We start from the raw sequence: 15,732 nt of genomic DNA, 5'->3' as shown, positions 1-15,732 counted from the left end.
ATCCGGTCAGAAAAATGCAACACGAAACAACGAAAACACCGTCGCCGTGGGTGGCGGTCATCCCGCTGGCGGTACTCACGCTGCTGCTCTACGTCGTCATCCGCTGCTTCGGCGGCGGCGCCATCGACGGAGGCAGCCAGATCGCCCTGCTGTCGGCCGCCTCGGTCTGCGTGATGCTCTCGATAGGCATCTACCGCTGCCGCTGGGCGGTGCTCGAAGAAGCCGTCATCGACAACATCCGCGCTTCGGCGTCGGCCATCATCATCCTGCTGCTCATCGGCGCCATAGCAGGGTCGTGGATGGTCAGCGGCGTAGTCCCGACGATGATATGCTACGGTCTGAGAATCCTGCATCCGTCGTTCTTCCTGGTAGCCACTTCGGTCATCTGCGCCGGAGTGTCGCTGATGACCGGAAGTTCGTGGACGACCATCGCCACCATCGGCGTGGCACTGATGGGCATCGGCCGGGCGATGGGATTCCCCGAAGGCTGGGTGGCCGGAGCCATCATCTCGGGCGCCTACTTCGGCGACAAGCTGTCGCTGCTCTCCGACACCACGGTGCTGGCCTCCTCGACCGTCGGGGTCGACGTCTTCGCCCACATCCGCTACATGCTGCGCACCACCGTGCCGTCGATGCTCCTTGCGCTGGCTGTCTTCACCGTAGCGGGCCTCACGCTCGACCACGAAACCGGCACCCACGCACAACTCTACGCCGAGACGCTGCGCGCCTCGTTCCGCATCACGCCGTGGCTGCTGCTGGTGCCGCTGGCGACGGGCCTGCTTATCGCGCGCAAGCTCCCGGCAATCGTCACCCTCTTCGCCGCCACGGTATTCGCCTGCATCGCCATGCTTGCCGCACAGCCCGGGCTGGTGGCCGAAGTGGCGGGGGTCGAAAAACTCGGATTCCTCTCGGGATTCAAGGGGGTGCTGATGACCTGCTTCGGCCCGACAGCCATCGAAACGGGCAACCTCCAGCTCGACGAACTGATCGCCACACGCGGCATGGCCGGCATGCTCAACACCGTGTGGCTGATTATCTGCGCCATGTGCTTCGGCGGCGTGATGACGGGCAGCGGCATGCTGCGGTCGCTGACCGGAATCTTCCTGCAGCTGGTGCGCCGCAGATTTCCGGCCGTGGCCTCAACCGTGGGTGCGGGCATCTTCTTCAACCTCTGCACGGCCGACCAATACATTTCCATCATTCTTTCGGGACGCCTTTTCCGCGAGCTGTACGCCGAACGGGGGCTCGATGCGCGCCTGCTCAGCCGCTCGGTCGAGGATTCGGCCACGGTCTGCTCGGTACTCGTGCCGTGGAATTCGTGCGGCATGACGCAGGCCACGGTGCTGGGTGTATCGACCTTCGTCTACATGCCCTACTGCATCTTCAACATAGTCAGTCCGCTGATGTCGCTCGCGGTAGCGGCCGTGGACGGACGCATCCGCAGAAAACGATGAAGACCGAACTGGCGATTTTCGACCTCGACGGCACGCTGCTCGACACCATCGGCGACCTGGCCGTGGCGTGCAACGCCTCGCTGGCGCTGCGCGGACTGCCGCAGCACTCCTACGACGAATATTGCGGTTTCGTGGGCAACGGCATCATGCGGCTGGTGGAACGGGCCCTGCCCGAACCGTTGCGCTCGCCCGAGAACGTGGCGCTGATGCGGGCTGACTTCGTACGCTACTACACCGAACATATCGACACCTACACCAAGCCCTACCCCGACATCCCCGAACTGCTCTCCGAGCTGGTACGCCGGGGCGTGCGGCTGGCCGTGGCTTCCAACAAGTTTCAGGCAGGCACCGAAAAGCTCGTCCGGCTTTTCTTCCCGCAAATACCGTTCGACCCGGTTTTCGGGCAGCGCGCAGGGGTGGCGCTGAAGCCCGACCCGGCGGTGGTGGAAGAGATATTGGCCCGCACGGGCATCACGCGCGAACGGACCCTCTACATAGGCGATTCGGGCATCGACATAGAAACGGCCAAGGCCGCAGGAGTGCGGTCAGCCGGCGTCGCGTGGGGATTCCGCACCCGCGCCGAACTCGAACAGGCAGGCGCGGACCACATCATCGACCGGGCCGAAGAACTGCTCGGAATACTCTAACAATAGTTCTTGACGTCGTCGGCCGTAATCTTCTCCTCGCTGAGGATGAGCAGCCGCTCGATGACGTTGCGCAGCTCGCGGATATTGCCCGTCCACGGCTTGGCCTGCAGGGCGGCCAGCGCTTCGGGGTCGATTTTCTTGGGCGGGAGGTTGTATTCGGCCGAAATGACGCGGATGAAATGGCCGACCAGCTCGGGGATGTCGCCCGCACGGTCGCGCAAGGCAGGCACCCGCACGACCACGACGCCGATGCGGTGGTAGAGGTCCTCGCGGAAATTGCCCTTGTCGATCTCCTCGCGCAGGTTCTTGTTGGTGGCGGCGATGACCCGCACGTCGACATCGATGTCCTTGTCGCTGCCGACGCGGCTTATCTTGCTTTCCTGCAAGGCCCGCAGCACCTTGGCCTGCGCGGCGAGCGACATGTCGCCGATTTCGTCCATGAAAAGCGTTCCGCCGTCGGCCTGCTCGAACTTGCCCTTACGCTGTTTGATGGCCGAGGTGAAGGCCCCCCGCTCGTGGCCGAAAAGCTCGCTTTCGATAAGCTCGGAGGGGATGGCGGCGCAGTTGACCTCGACAAACGGAGCGGCCGAACGGGGGCTTTTGGCATGCAGCCAACGGGCCACCAGTTCCTTGCCGGTGCCGTTCTCGCCGGTAATCAGCACGCGCGCGTCGCAGGGCGCAACCTTGTCGATGAGCTGCCGCACCTGCCCGATACGTTCCGAAGTGCCGATAATCTCCTCGGCGTGCATGGCATGGGCCCGGCGCGCGCGGCGCGCAGGAGCGGCGGCGGGTTCGGGCGCCGGGTCGTCGATGGTGCGGTGAATCGACCGCAGCAGCCGGTTCATGTCGACGGGCTTGGTAAGGTAATCGCGGGCTCCGCTGCGCACCGCCTCGACCGCCGAATCAATGGACGCCTCGGCCGAGAGGACGATGAACGGAACGCCCGTATCGGGGACCTTGCAGCCCGTGTCGGAGAGAATGACGTCGAACGGAATCTTACGGCACATCTCCGACGCTGCGGCTTCGTCCTCGACCGCCTCGGTCGAGAAACCCTCGTATTCGAGCCGCTCGCGCAGCGTGTTTCGCATACTTTTTGAACGGTCGAGAATTAAAACCTTTGCCATAATTGTTTTTTCTGAAATTTTACCTACTTTTGTCGGAGCCGAACCCTGCCGCCACGGCAGCAGAAACCGCTTCGCGGAAGCAGCGTGCGGCATCGCAGCGGCCCCGGCCGCAACGGGTCCGCAAAGGCCCCGAACCCCGGCTTCCGACCCAAAGGTAGGGCTTTCCGCCGCGTAAAACCAATTTCCGGGCCCGGTCCGGCGGCCGGATTCCGGCCCGCAGAAACAGCCCGAATCGCACCACTGCAAACGACCTGCCGGACCTCGCGGCCGACCGCACGAAACAGCCGCCGCGACCACAACGACAACCATGAAAAAGAACTACAATTACACACGCCGCAAGCTGTATCTGCCCGAATACGGGCGCCACATCCAGGAGATGATCGATTCGCTGTCGCTCATCGAGGACCGCCGCGAACGCAACCGCCAGGCACGCGCCGTCATCGCCGTCATGGGCAACTTGTTCCCCCTGCTGCGCGACACGGCCGACTACACCCACAAGCTCTGGGACCACATGTTCATCATGTCTGATTTCCAGCTCGATGTCGATTCGCCCTACCCGCGTCCCTCGCGGCAGGAGCTCACCGCGGCGCCCCACCGGATGCCCTACGCCCAGAGCCGTCTGAGCCATAAGCACTACGGCAAGTACGTGGGCCAGATGCTCCGCAAACTGGGCGAGGCGAACAACCCCGGCGCCGTGGCACGGACGGTCGGCAACCTGGCTTGCTACATGCGTGCCAAGAGCTACGAATACAACCAGGAGCACCCCAACAACGAAATCATCATAAAGGACATCAGGCAAATGTCCGCAGGTGCCGTGCAGATCGACGAAACGGCCTTGAATAATCTCCGAAGCGACTACAAACAGCACTTTTCGGCGCGTCCGCAGAAAGGCGGACAGCAGCGTCAGCAGCGCATGCAGCGCGGCCGCAACCAGCAGCACGGCAACCGCAATTTCCAGAAAAACGGCCAGCGGCGCAATTCGCAGAAATAAAACTTGCGCCATTATTGGATTATCCCTATATTTGTAGATAGAAGACAGACGCCGCCCCGACAACGCTCCGGCCCGTTCTGTCGTTGAACCCCGACCATGCGAAAACTCAGCAACATGAACAGACTTACGCTCGGCGCCCTGCTCGCCGCAGCCCTCCTGGCCACCGGATGCCGCTCGACGAAGGCGACCCTCGCAGGCCGTTTCGCGGGCAGCGAAGCCCGCAGCGTCTACCTCGAACAGGTCACCCCGCTGGCGCAGACGATCATCGATTCGGCCGCCCTGGGTCCCGACGGCGGCTACAAGTTCCGGCTCAAGGACGTGGCCGCCACGCCATCGCTCTACAACCTCGTGTGCAACGGCGAGCGGATTCCGTTGCTGATTGCCGGGGGCGACCGCCTGACGGTGAACGCCGTGGGCAGCGTCGTCCGCAACTACACGGTCGACGGCTCCGAAGAGACGGAGCTGCTCCGGCAGTTCTACCAGCCCTACGTCGCCGGAGCGCAGAAACTCGACGCCATCGCCGCGCAGTTCGCCCGGCAGGACCTGGCGGAAGCACAGCGCAAGGCACTGGGCAAGGAATACACGGCCGAATATTTCCGCATCCGCCGCGAACAGCTCCGCTTCATCATCGAAAACAAGGCTTCGCTGGCCGCCGTCTACGCCCTGTATCAGCGGCTGCCCGGCGACACCTACCTTTTCAACGGCGACAGCGACGTGGTCTACTTCCGCACCGTGGCCGAAGCCATCGAAGAACGCTACCCCGAATCGCCCTACCTGCAGCCCCTGCTGGGCGAAATCGCCCGCATGGACGCCCGCATCAGCCTGACCTCCAAGGTCTCGGAAATGGGCTATCCCGACCTGGAGCTGCACGACATCTACGGCCGTAAAATCCGGCTCTCGTCGCTCGCGGGCAAGGTGGTTCTGATCGACTTCTGGTCGGCCGAAGCGGGCAACAGCAACACCCTCAACGCCGAACTGAAAGAGACCTACCGCAAATATGCCGACGCCCCCACCTCGTTCGAGGTCTACCAGGTGTCGCTCGACACCTCGAAAGCCGCGTGGATTACAGCCGTGCAGGAACAGCGTCTGCCGTGGATTTCGGTGAGCGACCTGCGCGGACGCGCTTCGGCGGCCGTGGGTCTCTACAACATCAGCAAGCTGCCCGCCAACTTCCTCATCGACAAGAACGGCACGCTCGTGGCCAAGGACATCTACGGCAAAAGTCTCGAACGCAAACTCGACGAGCTGACCCGATAAGCCATGCCCGTCTACTTCGCATCCGACGTCCACCTCGGAGGTGGCGACCCGGCGGCGGCCCGCGCCGTCGAACGGAAGTTCCTCGCGTGGCTCGACCTCGCGGGCAAAGATGCCGAAGCGATTCTCCTCGTAGGCGACATTTTCGATTTCTGGTTCGAGTACCGCCGGGTCATCCCGACAGGCTATGCCCGCGTGCTGGGCAAGCTGGCCGAGCTGACCGACCGGGGCGTGCGCGTGGTGCTGTTCACGGGCAACCACGACATGTGGACGGGCGACTGTCTCGCCCGCGAATGCGGCGTGGAGGTCTGCACCTCGCCGCAGGTCATGACGCTCTGCGGCCGCCGGATTTTCATCGCCCACGGCGACAACATGCAGATAGACGGACAGCCGCTGCTCAAACTGCTGAACCGCGTCTTCCGGTCGCGGGCCCTGCGCTGGCTCTTTTCGTGGGGCGTGCATCCCGACTGGGCGGTGTGTTTCGGCCGCTGGTGGAGCGGACGCTCGCGCAAATCGCACCACGCCGAGGGAGCCCCCACCGCCGCCATGACCGAGCCGCTGATCGAATATGCCCGCAACTATGCAGCTACCCACCCCGAGCCGCCCATAGACCATTTCGTATTCGGCCATCTGCATTTCGCCCGCGACTACCGCGAAGCGGGGCTCCACACGGTCCATCTGGGCTGCTGGGAAGAGACCCCTGCCTACGCCGTACTCGACGACACGGGCGAACTGACCCTCAAACGATTCGACCGATGAAACAATATCTCGACCTCCTGCGCCGCATCCGAACCGAAGGTGTCATCCGCGGCGACCGCACGGGCACGGGCACGAAAAGCGTGTTCGGCCATCAGATGCGGTTCGACCTGAGCGAGGGATTCCCGTTGCTGACGACCAAGAAAGTCTTTCTGAAAGGGGTTATCCACGAACTGCTGTGGTTCCTGCGCGGCGACACGAACATCCGCTGCTTGGTCGAAAACAGCGTACATATCTGGGACAACGACGCCTACCGCTATTACGGCGAGCTGTGCGCGGCACGGGGAATCCGCCCGCTGGACCGCGATGCGTTTCTCGCATCGGCAGGCGCCGAATCGCCCATAGAGGGCTACCGCTATGGCGACCTCAACCACGTCTATGGCTACCAATGGCGTTCGTGGCCGCGGCCCGACGGCGGAACCATCGACCAGATTGCGCAGGCCGCGGAACTGATTCGGAAGAACCCCGAATCGCGGCGCATCATCGTCTCGGCATGGAACGTCGCTGAAGTCGAAGAAATGGCCCTGCCGCCGTGCCACGTGCTGTTCCAATTCTACGTAGCCGAGGGACGTCTCTCGTGCCAGCTCTACCAGCGAAGCGCCGACACGTTCCTCGGAGTACCGTTCAACATCGCGTCCTATGCGCTGCTCACGCAGATGATGGCGCAGGTGTGCGGACTGCGGCCCGGCGAATTCATCCACACGTTGGGCGACACGCACCTCTACCTCAACCACATGGAGCAGGTCGACGAGCAGCTCTCCCGCGCTCCGCGGCCCCTGCCCGTCATGCGGCTCAACCCCGATGTGAAGTCCGTCTTCGATTTCCGCTACAACGATTTCACACTCTCCGGCTACGACCCCTGGCCCGCCATCAAGGCACCGATGTCATTCTGACCGCACAACGTACAAGGCAGAACGTCATTGCGAGGGGGGGGGCGATGGACCGGAAACAATCAAATCGCAGAAAACCTATGATTTCAATAATAGTTGCCGTAGCGTCGAACGGAGTAATCGGCGACAAGAACACGCTGCTGTGGCACATCCGCGAAGACCTGCAGCACTTCAAGGCGCTGACGACGGGCCATCCGGTGGTCATGGGACGCAAAACCTACGAATCGCTGGGCCGCCCGCTGCCCAACCGCCGCAACATAGTCGTCTCGCGGCAGGAGATAGCAATCGCAGGCTGCGAAGTCGTGCACTCGCTGACCGAAGCGCTGGCGCTTTTCGCCGCCGAAGAAGAAGTCTTCATTATCGGCGGCGCGCAGATTTACGCCGAAGCGCTCCCCTTGGCCGACCGCTTCTACCTCACCCGCGTCGAACATCCCTACGAGGGCGACACCCGTTTCCCCGAATGGGACTCGGCGCAGTGGCGGCTCGTCGCGTCGGAAGCCTTTCCGCACGGCGAGACCTATCCCCACCCGTTCGTCTTCGAGACCTACGAACGGCGATAGACGCCCCATTAAATCGTTTTAGCAAGGTTGCTAAAACGTTTCAACAGCCCGGGGCTGCATATCTGTACATGCCATATCGACCCGTCCAATCGGTCCGGCGACCCGAAATTAGGTATTTATACCACCTCGCAGGCGGCCGATAATGAGTACCTTTGCCGAGCAAAGGATACTGCGAACATGGCAAAATATTTCGACATGCTGATGGAAGACGTGCGGTTCCGCGAGGGGCTCAACTCCTGCATGAACTGCGGCGTCTGCACGGGTGTCTGCCCGGCGGCGGAGTTCTACAACTACGACCCGCGGCAGATCGTCAGCATCGTACAGACCCGCGACGAAGAGGCCATCGAACGCCTTCTGAAAGGCGACACCATCTGGTACTGCGGCGAGTGCATGTCGTGCCGCCCCCGCTGCCCGCGCGGCAACACGCCGGGCTATGTGATCCAGGCCCTGCGCACGCTGTCGCAGAAACTGGGATTCTTCGCCGAAAGCGAAAAGGGACGCCAGCAGCTGGCCCTCAAGCGCATCATCGGGGACAACATCCTGCGCACGGGCTACTGCATCGTACCGCGGCTGGTCAAACCCGACCTGCACCCCGAACAAGGCACCGTCTGGAAGTGGATTTTCGACCACGACAAGGATATTTTCCCCCAATTCACCCCGGTCTACATGCGGCACGGAGCCGGAGCCCTGCGGCGCCTGGACGAAGAGTCGCTCGGCGAAATCGACCGCATTTTCGAGGTGAGCGGCGGCAAGGCCATGTTCGAGAGCATCGAACGGCACTCCGACCGCAAGGCCCGCGAACTGGGCTACGAGGAGGGCGCCGACCAACGATACATGATGGACGTCTTTCTGAACAACAGCAACGAACATTACTGACCGACGCCATGAAACGCAACAGCTGGAAAGAATACCAGAAACAGATAGCCGACGACCGCTACTACTACGCGCGCAGCTGCATCCGCCAGAACTTTTTCCCGGGCAGCGAAAAGGCGTTCATCGACATCCTGCAGAACGACCTCGGCCGCGACCTGCTGGACGACCCCAAGCACTCGTCGTGCACGGGCATCGGCTACCACTCGGACATCGTGCCGCTCGAAACGATCATGACCGTCGTGGCGCGTCAGTTCGCCCTGATGACCGAAGCGGGCTACGAGAATTTCGTGGCCTCGTGCATCACCTCGTTCGGCGTCTACACCGAGGTGCTGGCCACGTGGGAGGAGTTCCCCGAGACGGAGGAGAAGACGCGCGAGAATCTGCTGAAAGCCACGGGCCGCGAATTCCGCAAGCCGGCCAGCCTGGCCCACACCTCGGACGTGATGTTCCACTTCCGCGAGGAAATCGCCCGCAAAGCCAAACACAAGCTGGTGAACGCCCTCACGGGCGAACCGCTGCACGTGGTCGAGCACATCGGCTGCCACTACGCCAAGATTTTCCCGAAATCGGGCATCGGCGGATCGGAATTCCCCTACGTGCTGGCCGGCATGATCGAATCGTGGGGCGGCCAGTGCGTCGACTATCCCGAACGGCGCCACTGCTGCGGCTTCGGATTCCGCAACTACCTGGTGCAGGCCAACCGCGGCTATTCGATTGCCAACTCGCACAAGAAGCTGGAAAGCATGGCCCCCTACAAACCCGATTTCATCGTGGCCAACTGCCCGGGCTGCGCCATGTTCCTCGACAAATGGCAGTACGCCATCGCCGAAATGGAGGGGACGACCTACGGCGAGAACGGCCACGGCATCCCGGTGCTGACCTACGAGGAGATGGCCGGGCTGGTGCTGGGCTACGACCCGTGGGCCCTGGGCATGCAGATGCACCAGGTCGACGTGGAACCGCTCCTGGACAAGATGGGCATCGACTACGACCCTGCGGCCAAATACCTGGGCCGCAACGGCAAATACATAGGCAAACCCGCTTCGGCGGTGGTCAACGGCTGCCCGCCCGACACGCTCTACGACATGCGCGAATAGGCGGCCGCCCGAAACTGAAGAAACTCGTATGAAAAAGGTTATCATCATAGGCGGCGGTGCCGCGGGCATGCAGACGGCCCTGCGCCTTGCGGAGCGGGGCATCGAAGCGCTCATTCTCGAAAAGGAAGCCGAAGCGGGCGGCAAGCTCCGGGGCTGGCACGCGCTGTTCCCCACGTTCACTCCGGCGGAAGAGGTACTCACGGAGCTGCGCCGCCGCATCGAGGAGAAAAAAATCGAGATACGCACCCGTTCCGAAGTCCGCAGTCTCACGCCCAAAAGCGTGACCCTCGCCGACGGCCAGCGGCTCGACTGCGACGCCGTGGTGCTCGCGTCGGGCTTCACGCTGTTCGACGCCGCCATCAAGGAAGAATACGGCTACGGGCTCTACGACAACGTTTTTACCTCGGCCGACATCGAACGGATGCTCAACGAGGGCCGTGTGGCACGTGCCGACGGCTCGGCTCCGCAGCGCATCGCCCTGCTGCACTGCGTGGGTTCGCGCGACGAAAAGGTATGCCAGCAACATTGCTCGCGCGTCTGCTGCATCACAGGCGTGAAGCAGGCCATGGAACTCAAGCAACGTTTCCCCGAAGCCGACATCTTCAACTTCTACATGGACATCCGCATGTTCGGACCGGGCTACGAGGAGATGTACCGCGAAGCTCAGCAGAAATGCAACGTCCATTTCGTCCGCGGCCGCATATCGGAAGCGGCGCCGACGCTCGACGGCCGCATCCAGATCAAGGCCGAAGACACCCTCACGGGACGCCCTCTGCGCATGAGCGTCGACATGCTGATTCTGCTGGTCGGAATGCGGGCCAACGACGACAGCGCCGCCCTGGCCGAAAGCGCCGGACTGCAACGCTCCCCGAGCGGATTCATGGCCCCGCGCGACCACTTCCTGCACAACGTCGAAAGCAACGTCGAAGGCATTTTCTACGCCGGGACCGTCACGGCGCCCAAGAACATCGGCGAGACGCTCAACGAAGCCATCGCAGCGGCCGACGCCGCGGCGGACTATCTGAACGAGTAAAGGCATGGCATCCATCAACTTCGGATATACGATTTCCAAGCCCCGGGCCATCGACGTCGACCGCAACAACCTGCGCCGGAGCGACGAAATCCTGCACGAAATGCCCGAACTGCAAACCTGCATCGGATGCGGGAGCTGCACGGCGGTCTGCACGGCCGGGAATCTGACGGAATTCAACTTCCGCAGGGTCCACACCCTCGTGCGCCGCGGCGAATACCAGGGCGCCTACGAGGAGATGAACAAGTGCATGCTGTGCGGCAAATGCCGGCTCGTCTGCCCGCGGGGCATCAACACGCGCGGAGTGGTCATGCTTATCAAACACAAATTGGGAGACCTCTGACCATGAAGTTCTACGCACCGTTCTGCCTGCCGTTCATCATCGGCGCCACGGCCATGTTCGCCATTGTGCTGGGCAAGTGGCTCGTATGGCTCCTGCGGCTGCCCCGCGCCGACAAGATGCTGATTCTGCGCGGCCTGCCCTCGCGCGCGACTTTCGGAGCCGTCGGCGAAGTCTTCTGCGAATCGCTGCTGCACCGCCGCATCTTCCGGGTCAACCCCGTGCTGGGCTACATGCACATGTCGCTGGCTTTCGGGTGGTTCCTGCTTATCTCGGTCGGCTGGATCGAGACGGTCGCCCACTTGGGATTCCGCTACGTCCCGCTGCAAGGGCACGTCTTTTTCAAGTACTTCGCAACGAGCCTCGAACACAAGCCGTTCTTCGACTTCGCGATGGACCTGCTGCTGCTCTTCGTCCTTTCGGGCGTGGCGCTGGCATGGGGCAAGCGACTGCGGTCCAAGGCGCTGGGCATGCGCCGCACGACCAAACACGTCCTCGGCGACCGCATCGCCCTGTCGGCCCTGTGGTTCATCTTCCCGGCGCGTCTGCTGGCCGAAAGCGCCACCTGCGCCCTCTACGGCGGGGGGGGGTTCCTCACCGGGTCCCTCGGCGGATGGATGCACGACCGCATCGGAATGCTCGCGCTGATGAACCTCGAAAGCGCCGCATGGTGGTTCTACTCCTCCTGCCTGGGGCTTTTCTTCGTGGCGCTGCCGTTCTCGCGCTACATGCACATCTTCACGGAAATACCGCTTATCTTCCTGCGCCGCTACCGGCTTCGTTCCGGCGAAAAGGCGACTTCGTACGACCGTTTCCAGCTCGAAGCCTGCTCGCGCTGCGGCATCTGCATCGACCCCTGCCAACTTCAGAGCGTGCTGGGCGTCGACAACGTGCAGTCGGTCTATTTCCTGCGCGACCGCCGCTACAAGATGCTCCGGCCCGAAATCGCCGACAACTGCCTGATGTGCGGCCGCTGTGCGACGAAATGTCCGGTCGGCATCGACCTCAACACCCTGCGGCTCAACTCGCGCAACAGGCTCCGCAACCTGCCCGACAAACGCCGCTACGCCTATCTGAAAGAGACCGACCGCTCGCAGGGTTCGGGCAAGGTGGGCTACTTCGCAGGCTGCATGACCCTGCTGACGCCCCGCATCTTGCAGGCCATGGAGCAGGTTTTCACGGCGGCGGGCGAACAGGTGTGGTGGGCCGACCGCGACGGCGGCGTCTGCTGCGGCCGTCCGCTCAAGCTCTCGGGCGAAACCGATGCGGCCCGCAAGATGATGCGCTACAACACCGAGCTGTTCCGCAAACACGGCATCACGACGCTGGTCACCTCGTGCCCCATCTGTCTGAAAGTTTTCCGCGAAGACTACGCGCTGGAAGGCATCGAAGTGCTCCACCACTCCGAATATATCTTGCGCCTGCTGCGCACCGGGCGTCTCCGGCTCAGCCACGGCGATACGCGCTACACCTATCACGACCCCTGCGAACTGGGACGCGGAAGCGGCATCTACGACCAGCCGCGCGCCGTCATCGAAGCGATGGGCCAACTGCTGGAACCTGCCGAGACGCGCGAGAACGCCCTGTGCTGCGGCTCCTCGGTCGCCAACACGGCCATTTCGGACGGGCAGCAGGCAGCCATCGCCCGTTCGGTAGCCGCGGAACTGGAAGCCACCGGAGCCGAAACAATCGTCACGGCCTGCCCGCTCTGCAAAAAAGCCATTGCGCGAGGCGCCACCAAAGAGGTGCACGACCTGGCCGAAATCGTCGCGGCCCATATCCGGCGATAATTTTTTTCGGTGCGTTAACTCCCTGCACGGCAACCCGGTAGAGGAAAAAGCGCATGAACGGATGCGAATTTTATTTTGCAAACACCGTTTTTTGTATTACCTTTGCACTCACAACAGCGATAGATTCATTCTGACGATATATCGCGGGATAGAGCAGTTGGCAGCTCGTCGGGCTCATAACCCGGAGGTCGGAGGTTCGAGTCCTCCTCCCGCTACCAGAGGGGCCGAACGAAAGTTCGGTCCCTTGTTTTTTTGCCCGGAGAGGACGAAAGCGGAGGTTCGGACGATCTTAGGAGTGAATGCAGAGCCGGATTCGTCCGGGCCCTGCCGAACGACGGCAGGCCGAAGACAAGCAAAGTCCCCCCCCCACTATCGCACGCTGACAGTCGGCATGCGGTTGATATCGAGACCTGGCATCTCGCGGACATCGACCTGGAAACCGCCGAAAGGTGCACAGATTTCCACGCGAGGAATCTCGACGATACGGACGTTGACCACATCCTTGGACAAATAGGCCGCGGCGGCAGGATCGGAGAGCGGATCGGCCTTGGCAGGCGTAACGAACGAAATATCGCGCAAAACAATCAGTACAAGACAAAGAGCGATGACGGTAAGAACTGCCTTGGTATAAAAATCGGTTTTCATAGGAGGGGATTAAAATTGGACAAAATATCTATCGGCTGAAAAGTCCGAAACCTATGCTTTGTCGGATTCAGGCAGCACCAATCCCCGCTCGGCGGCGAGGCGGAGCATCAACGCGTAGGCGGCATCGTATTCGTTGGGAATCTCGCCGTCGAGAATCGCATTCTTGATAACCTCCTTGATTTCGCCGATGACGCGCGAAGGACCTATGCAGTAAGTCTTCATGATGATTTCGCCGGTAATCGGCGGCTGGAAGTTGCGGATGCGGTCGCGCTCTTCGAGGTCTTTCATCTTGCGGCGCACCAGCTCGAAATTGGCCATGTAGCGCTTCACCTTGGCGTCGATGCCCGACGTGATGTCGGCTTCGCACAGCGTCATCAGCGCCTCGATGTCGTCGCCCGCCTCGAACAGCAGACGCCGCACGGCCGAATCGGTCACAAGGTCCTCCGAAAGGATGATGGGCCGCAGATGCAGGAACACGAGCTTCTGCACGAACTTCATGTGCTCGTTGAGCGGCAGTTTCAGCTGCCGGAAAATCGCGGGCACCATCTTCGAGCCGAGCACCTCGTGGCCGTGGAAGGTCCACCCGATGCGCGGGTCGTAGGCTTTGGTCTGCGGCTTGGCGATGTCGTGCAGCACGGCGGCCCAGCGCAGCCACAAGTCGCCGGAACGGCGGGCCACGTTGTCCAGCACCTTGAGCGTATGGGCGAAATTGTCCTTATGGGCATGCTGACCGCGGCGCTCCACCCCCTTGAGCCGGTGCATCTCAGGAAATATCAGTTCCAGCAGTCCGGTCAGTTCGAGCAGCTCGAAACCCATCGAGGGCACGGGCGAAAGCACGATTTTGTTGAGTTCGGACGCAATCCGTTCGCGCGAAACGATTTTGATGCGGGAGGCGTTGCGGCGGATGGCCTCGAAAGTCTCGTCCTCGATGGAGAAACCCAGCTGGGCCGCAAAGCGCACGGCCCGCATCATGCGCAGCGGGTCGTCCGAAAAGGTGATGTCGGGGTCGCACGGCGTGCGGATGATGCAGGCGTCCAAATCGTCCAGCCCGCCGAACGGGTCGACCAGCTCGCCGAAGCTGTCGCCGTTGAGCGACCAGGCCAGCGCATTGATGGTGAAGTCGCGGCGCCGCTGGTCGTCTTCCAGCGTTCCGGCTTCGACCTGCGGCTTGCGCGAATCGCGCGTATAGGATTCCCGCCGCGCTCCCACGAATTCCACCTCGACCCCTCCGGCCCGAAGCATCGCCGTGCCGAAAGTCTTGAAAACCGACACCTTGGTGTGCAGTTCCCGCCCCAGCGCCTCGGCCAGCGCGATGCCGCTGCCCACCACCACCACGTCGATGTCGGTCGACGGACGGCACAGATAATGGTCGCGCACATAACCGCCCACCACGAAGGCTTTCACCCCCTGGGCATCGGCCAAGCGCGAAATACGGCGGAATATGGGATTCGACAGCGGCACGCGTTATTCGGCGGTTTTGAGTTGGCGGCGATAGAGCTGCACGGTGTTTTCCAGCCCTAAGTAGAGCGCGTCGCTGATAAGCGCATGGCCTATCGACACCTCGTCGGTCCACGGAATCCGCTGCACGAAATAGTGCAGATTCTCCAGCGACAGGTCGTGCCCGGCATTGAGCCCCAGCCCCTGCCGCCGCGCTTCTTCGGCAGCCGCGACATAAGGCGCAACCGCCCGCTCCGGGTCGGCCGGATACTCACGGGCATAGGCTTCGGTATAGAGTTCCACCCGGTCGGCACCGCAGGCCTTTGCCCCGGCGACCATGGCCGGGTCGGGGTCGACAAAGAGCGAAACCCGAATACCCTGCTCATGGAAACGGGCCGTCACAGCGGTCAGAAATTCCCGGTTGGCCACCGTATCCCACCCGGCATTGGAAGTTATCGCGTCGGGAGCGTCCGGTACGAGCGTCACCTGCGCGGGAACGACCTCCGACACCAACGCGACGAACTCCGGCGTCGGATTGCCCTCGATGTTGAGCTCGGTCCGAAGCACCCGCCTGAGCGCCCGCACGTCGTCGTAGCGGATATGCCGGGCATCGGGCCGCGGATGGACCGTAATCCCGTCGGCGCCGAACCCCTCGATGCGGGTTGCGGCGAGCACCACGTCGGGCAGGTTGCCGCCCCGCGAATTGCGGACGACGGCAATCTTATTGATATTTACGCTCAACTTTGTCATAAAATTCACTATATTTGCTTGGTGAACCCTGCCGGCGGGACGACACGCCAAAAACGTTCTCAGCCCGGTCCGGATTCCCCGCAATGCCGTTCTC

At 62.4% G+C, this 15,732-nt stretch carries 16 protein-coding genes and 1 tRNA gene; 13 read left to right on the top strand and 4 right to left on the bottom strand.

Going from position 1 to position 15,732, the window contains the following annotated elements; translation table 11 throughout:
* Positions 1-14: 14 nt before the first annotated feature.
* Positions 15-1,454, top strand: coding sequence for a Na+/H+ antiporter NhaC family protein (locus tag NFR47_RS05215; protein WP_251214525.1), 1,440 nt, complete (start codon positions 15-17; stop codon positions 1,452-1,454).
* On the top strand, positions 1,451-2,101 hold the full coding sequence (locus NFR47_RS05210) for an HAD family hydrolase (protein WP_251214524.1): 651 nt from the start codon (positions 1,451-1,453) through the stop codon (positions 2,099-2,101). Before NFR47_RS05215 ends, NFR47_RS05210 begins: the two co-directional genes overlap by 4 nt.
* On the opposite strand, the gene NFR47_RS05205 is transcribed toward NFR47_RS05210, so the two are convergent.
* Positions 2,098-3,225, bottom strand: coding sequence for a sigma-54-dependent transcriptional regulator (locus tag NFR47_RS05205; protein WP_251214523.1), 1,128 nt, complete (start codon positions 3,223-3,225; stop codon positions 2,098-2,100). The two genes, NFR47_RS05210 and NFR47_RS05205, sit on opposite strands and share 4 nt — an antisense overlap.
* A gap of 307 nt (positions 3,226-3,532) precedes the next feature.
* Here NFR47_RS05205 and NFR47_RS05200 point away from each other — a divergent pair, with 307 nt between their 5' ends.
* The 11 genes from NFR47_RS05200 (at position 3,533) to NFR47_RS05150 (ending at position 13,024) form a co-directional block, all read left to right on the top strand.
* Positions 3,533-4,216 carry a DUF4290 domain-containing protein gene (locus tag NFR47_RS05200; RefSeq protein WP_251214522.1) on the top strand — a complete coding sequence of 228 codons (684 nt, stop codon included), beginning with the start codon at positions 3,533-3,535 and terminating at the stop codon, positions 4,214-4,216.
* A gap of 114 nt (positions 4,217-4,330) precedes the next feature.
* Positions 4,331-5,473, top strand: a complete 1,143-nt coding sequence (locus NFR47_RS05195) for a peroxiredoxin family protein (protein ID WP_251214521.1) — start codon at positions 4,331-4,333, stop codon at positions 5,471-5,473.
* Between the two features lie 3 nt (positions 5,474-5,476).
* Positions 5,477-6,229 carry a UDP-2,3-diacylglucosamine diphosphatase gene (locus NFR47_RS05190; protein ID WP_251214520.1) on the top strand — a complete coding sequence of 251 codons (753 nt, stop codon included), beginning with the start codon at positions 5,477-5,479 and terminating at the stop codon, positions 6,227-6,229.
* Complete coding sequence (gene thyA / locus NFR47_RS05185; protein ID WP_251214519.1) at positions 6,226-7,119, top strand: thymidylate synthase; 894 nt, start codon at positions 6,226-6,228, stop codon at positions 7,117-7,119. The genes NFR47_RS05190 and thyA overlap by 4 nt, the downstream gene beginning before the upstream one ends.
* A gap of 77 nt (positions 7,120-7,196) precedes the next feature.
* A complete protein-coding gene (locus NFR47_RS05180) occupies positions 7,197-7,676 on the top strand; it encodes a dihydrofolate reductase (protein ID WP_251214518.1) in 480 nt (159 codons plus the stop codon).
* 177 nt (positions 7,677-7,853) lie between these two features.
* The gene (locus NFR47_RS05175; RefSeq protein ID WP_251214517.1) at positions 7,854-8,552 is read left to right on the top strand and encodes a 4Fe-4S dicluster domain-containing protein; all 699 of its coding nucleotides are present in this window, start codon (positions 7,854-7,856) and stop codon (positions 8,550-8,552) included.
* A gap of 8 nt (positions 8,553-8,560) precedes the next feature.
* Positions 8,561-9,646 carry a heterodisulfide reductase-related iron-sulfur binding cluster gene (locus NFR47_RS05170; RefSeq protein WP_251214516.1) on the top strand — a complete coding sequence of 362 codons (1,086 nt, stop codon included), beginning with the start codon at positions 8,561-8,563 and terminating at the stop codon, positions 9,644-9,646.
* A gap of 28 nt (positions 9,647-9,674) precedes the next feature.
* Positions 9,675-10,679, top strand: a complete 1,005-nt coding sequence (locus tag NFR47_RS05165; RefSeq protein WP_251214515.1) for an FAD-dependent oxidoreductase — start codon at positions 9,675-9,677, stop codon at positions 10,677-10,679.
* A 4-nt stretch (positions 10,680-10,683) separates the two neighbouring features.
* Complete coding sequence (locus NFR47_RS05160; RefSeq protein WP_251214514.1) at positions 10,684-11,019, top strand: 4Fe-4S dicluster domain-containing protein; 336 nt, start codon at positions 10,684-10,686, stop codon at positions 11,017-11,019.
* A 2-nt stretch (positions 11,020-11,021) separates the two neighbouring features.
* Positions 11,022-12,806: a (Fe-S)-binding protein gene (locus NFR47_RS05155; protein WP_251214513.1), complete on the top strand. Its 1,785-nt coding sequence runs from the start codon at positions 11,022-11,024 to the stop codon at positions 12,804-12,806.
* 142 nt (positions 12,807-12,948) lie between these two features.
* Positions 12,949-13,024, top strand: a tRNA-Met gene (locus NFR47_RS05150).
* Between the two features lie 151 nt (positions 13,025-13,175).
* On the opposite strand, the gene NFR47_RS05145 is transcribed toward NFR47_RS05150, so the two are convergent.
* From NFR47_RS05145 to NFR47_RS05135, 3 genes are read right to left on the bottom strand one after another with little or no spacing between them, the layout of a single operon-like run.
* A complete protein-coding gene (locus NFR47_RS05145) occupies positions 13,176-13,451 on the bottom strand; it encodes a hypothetical protein (protein ID WP_251214512.1) in 276 nt (91 codons plus the stop codon).
* 51 nt (positions 13,452-13,502) lie between these two features.
* Entirely contained in the window at positions 13,503-14,912 is a 1,410-nt protein-coding gene (locus NFR47_RS05140) for a CCA tRNA nucleotidyltransferase (RefSeq protein ID WP_251214511.1), read from the bottom strand.
* A gap of 3 nt (positions 14,913-14,915) precedes the next feature.
* A complete protein-coding gene (locus tag NFR47_RS05135) occupies positions 14,916-15,638 on the bottom strand; it encodes a pyridoxine 5'-phosphate synthase (RefSeq protein WP_251214510.1) in 723 nt (240 codons plus the stop codon).
* Positions 15,639-15,732: the final 94 nt, after the last annotated feature.

Source organism: Alistipes muris (assembly GCF_943193205.1).
In the GTDB taxonomy this organism is placed as follows: domain Bacteria; phylum Bacteroidota; class Bacteroidia; order Bacteroidales; family Rikenellaceae; genus Alistipes; species Alistipes muris.
Note: the sequence above shows the minus strand (reverse complement) of the source record. Positions and strands in the feature narration are given on the sequence as shown.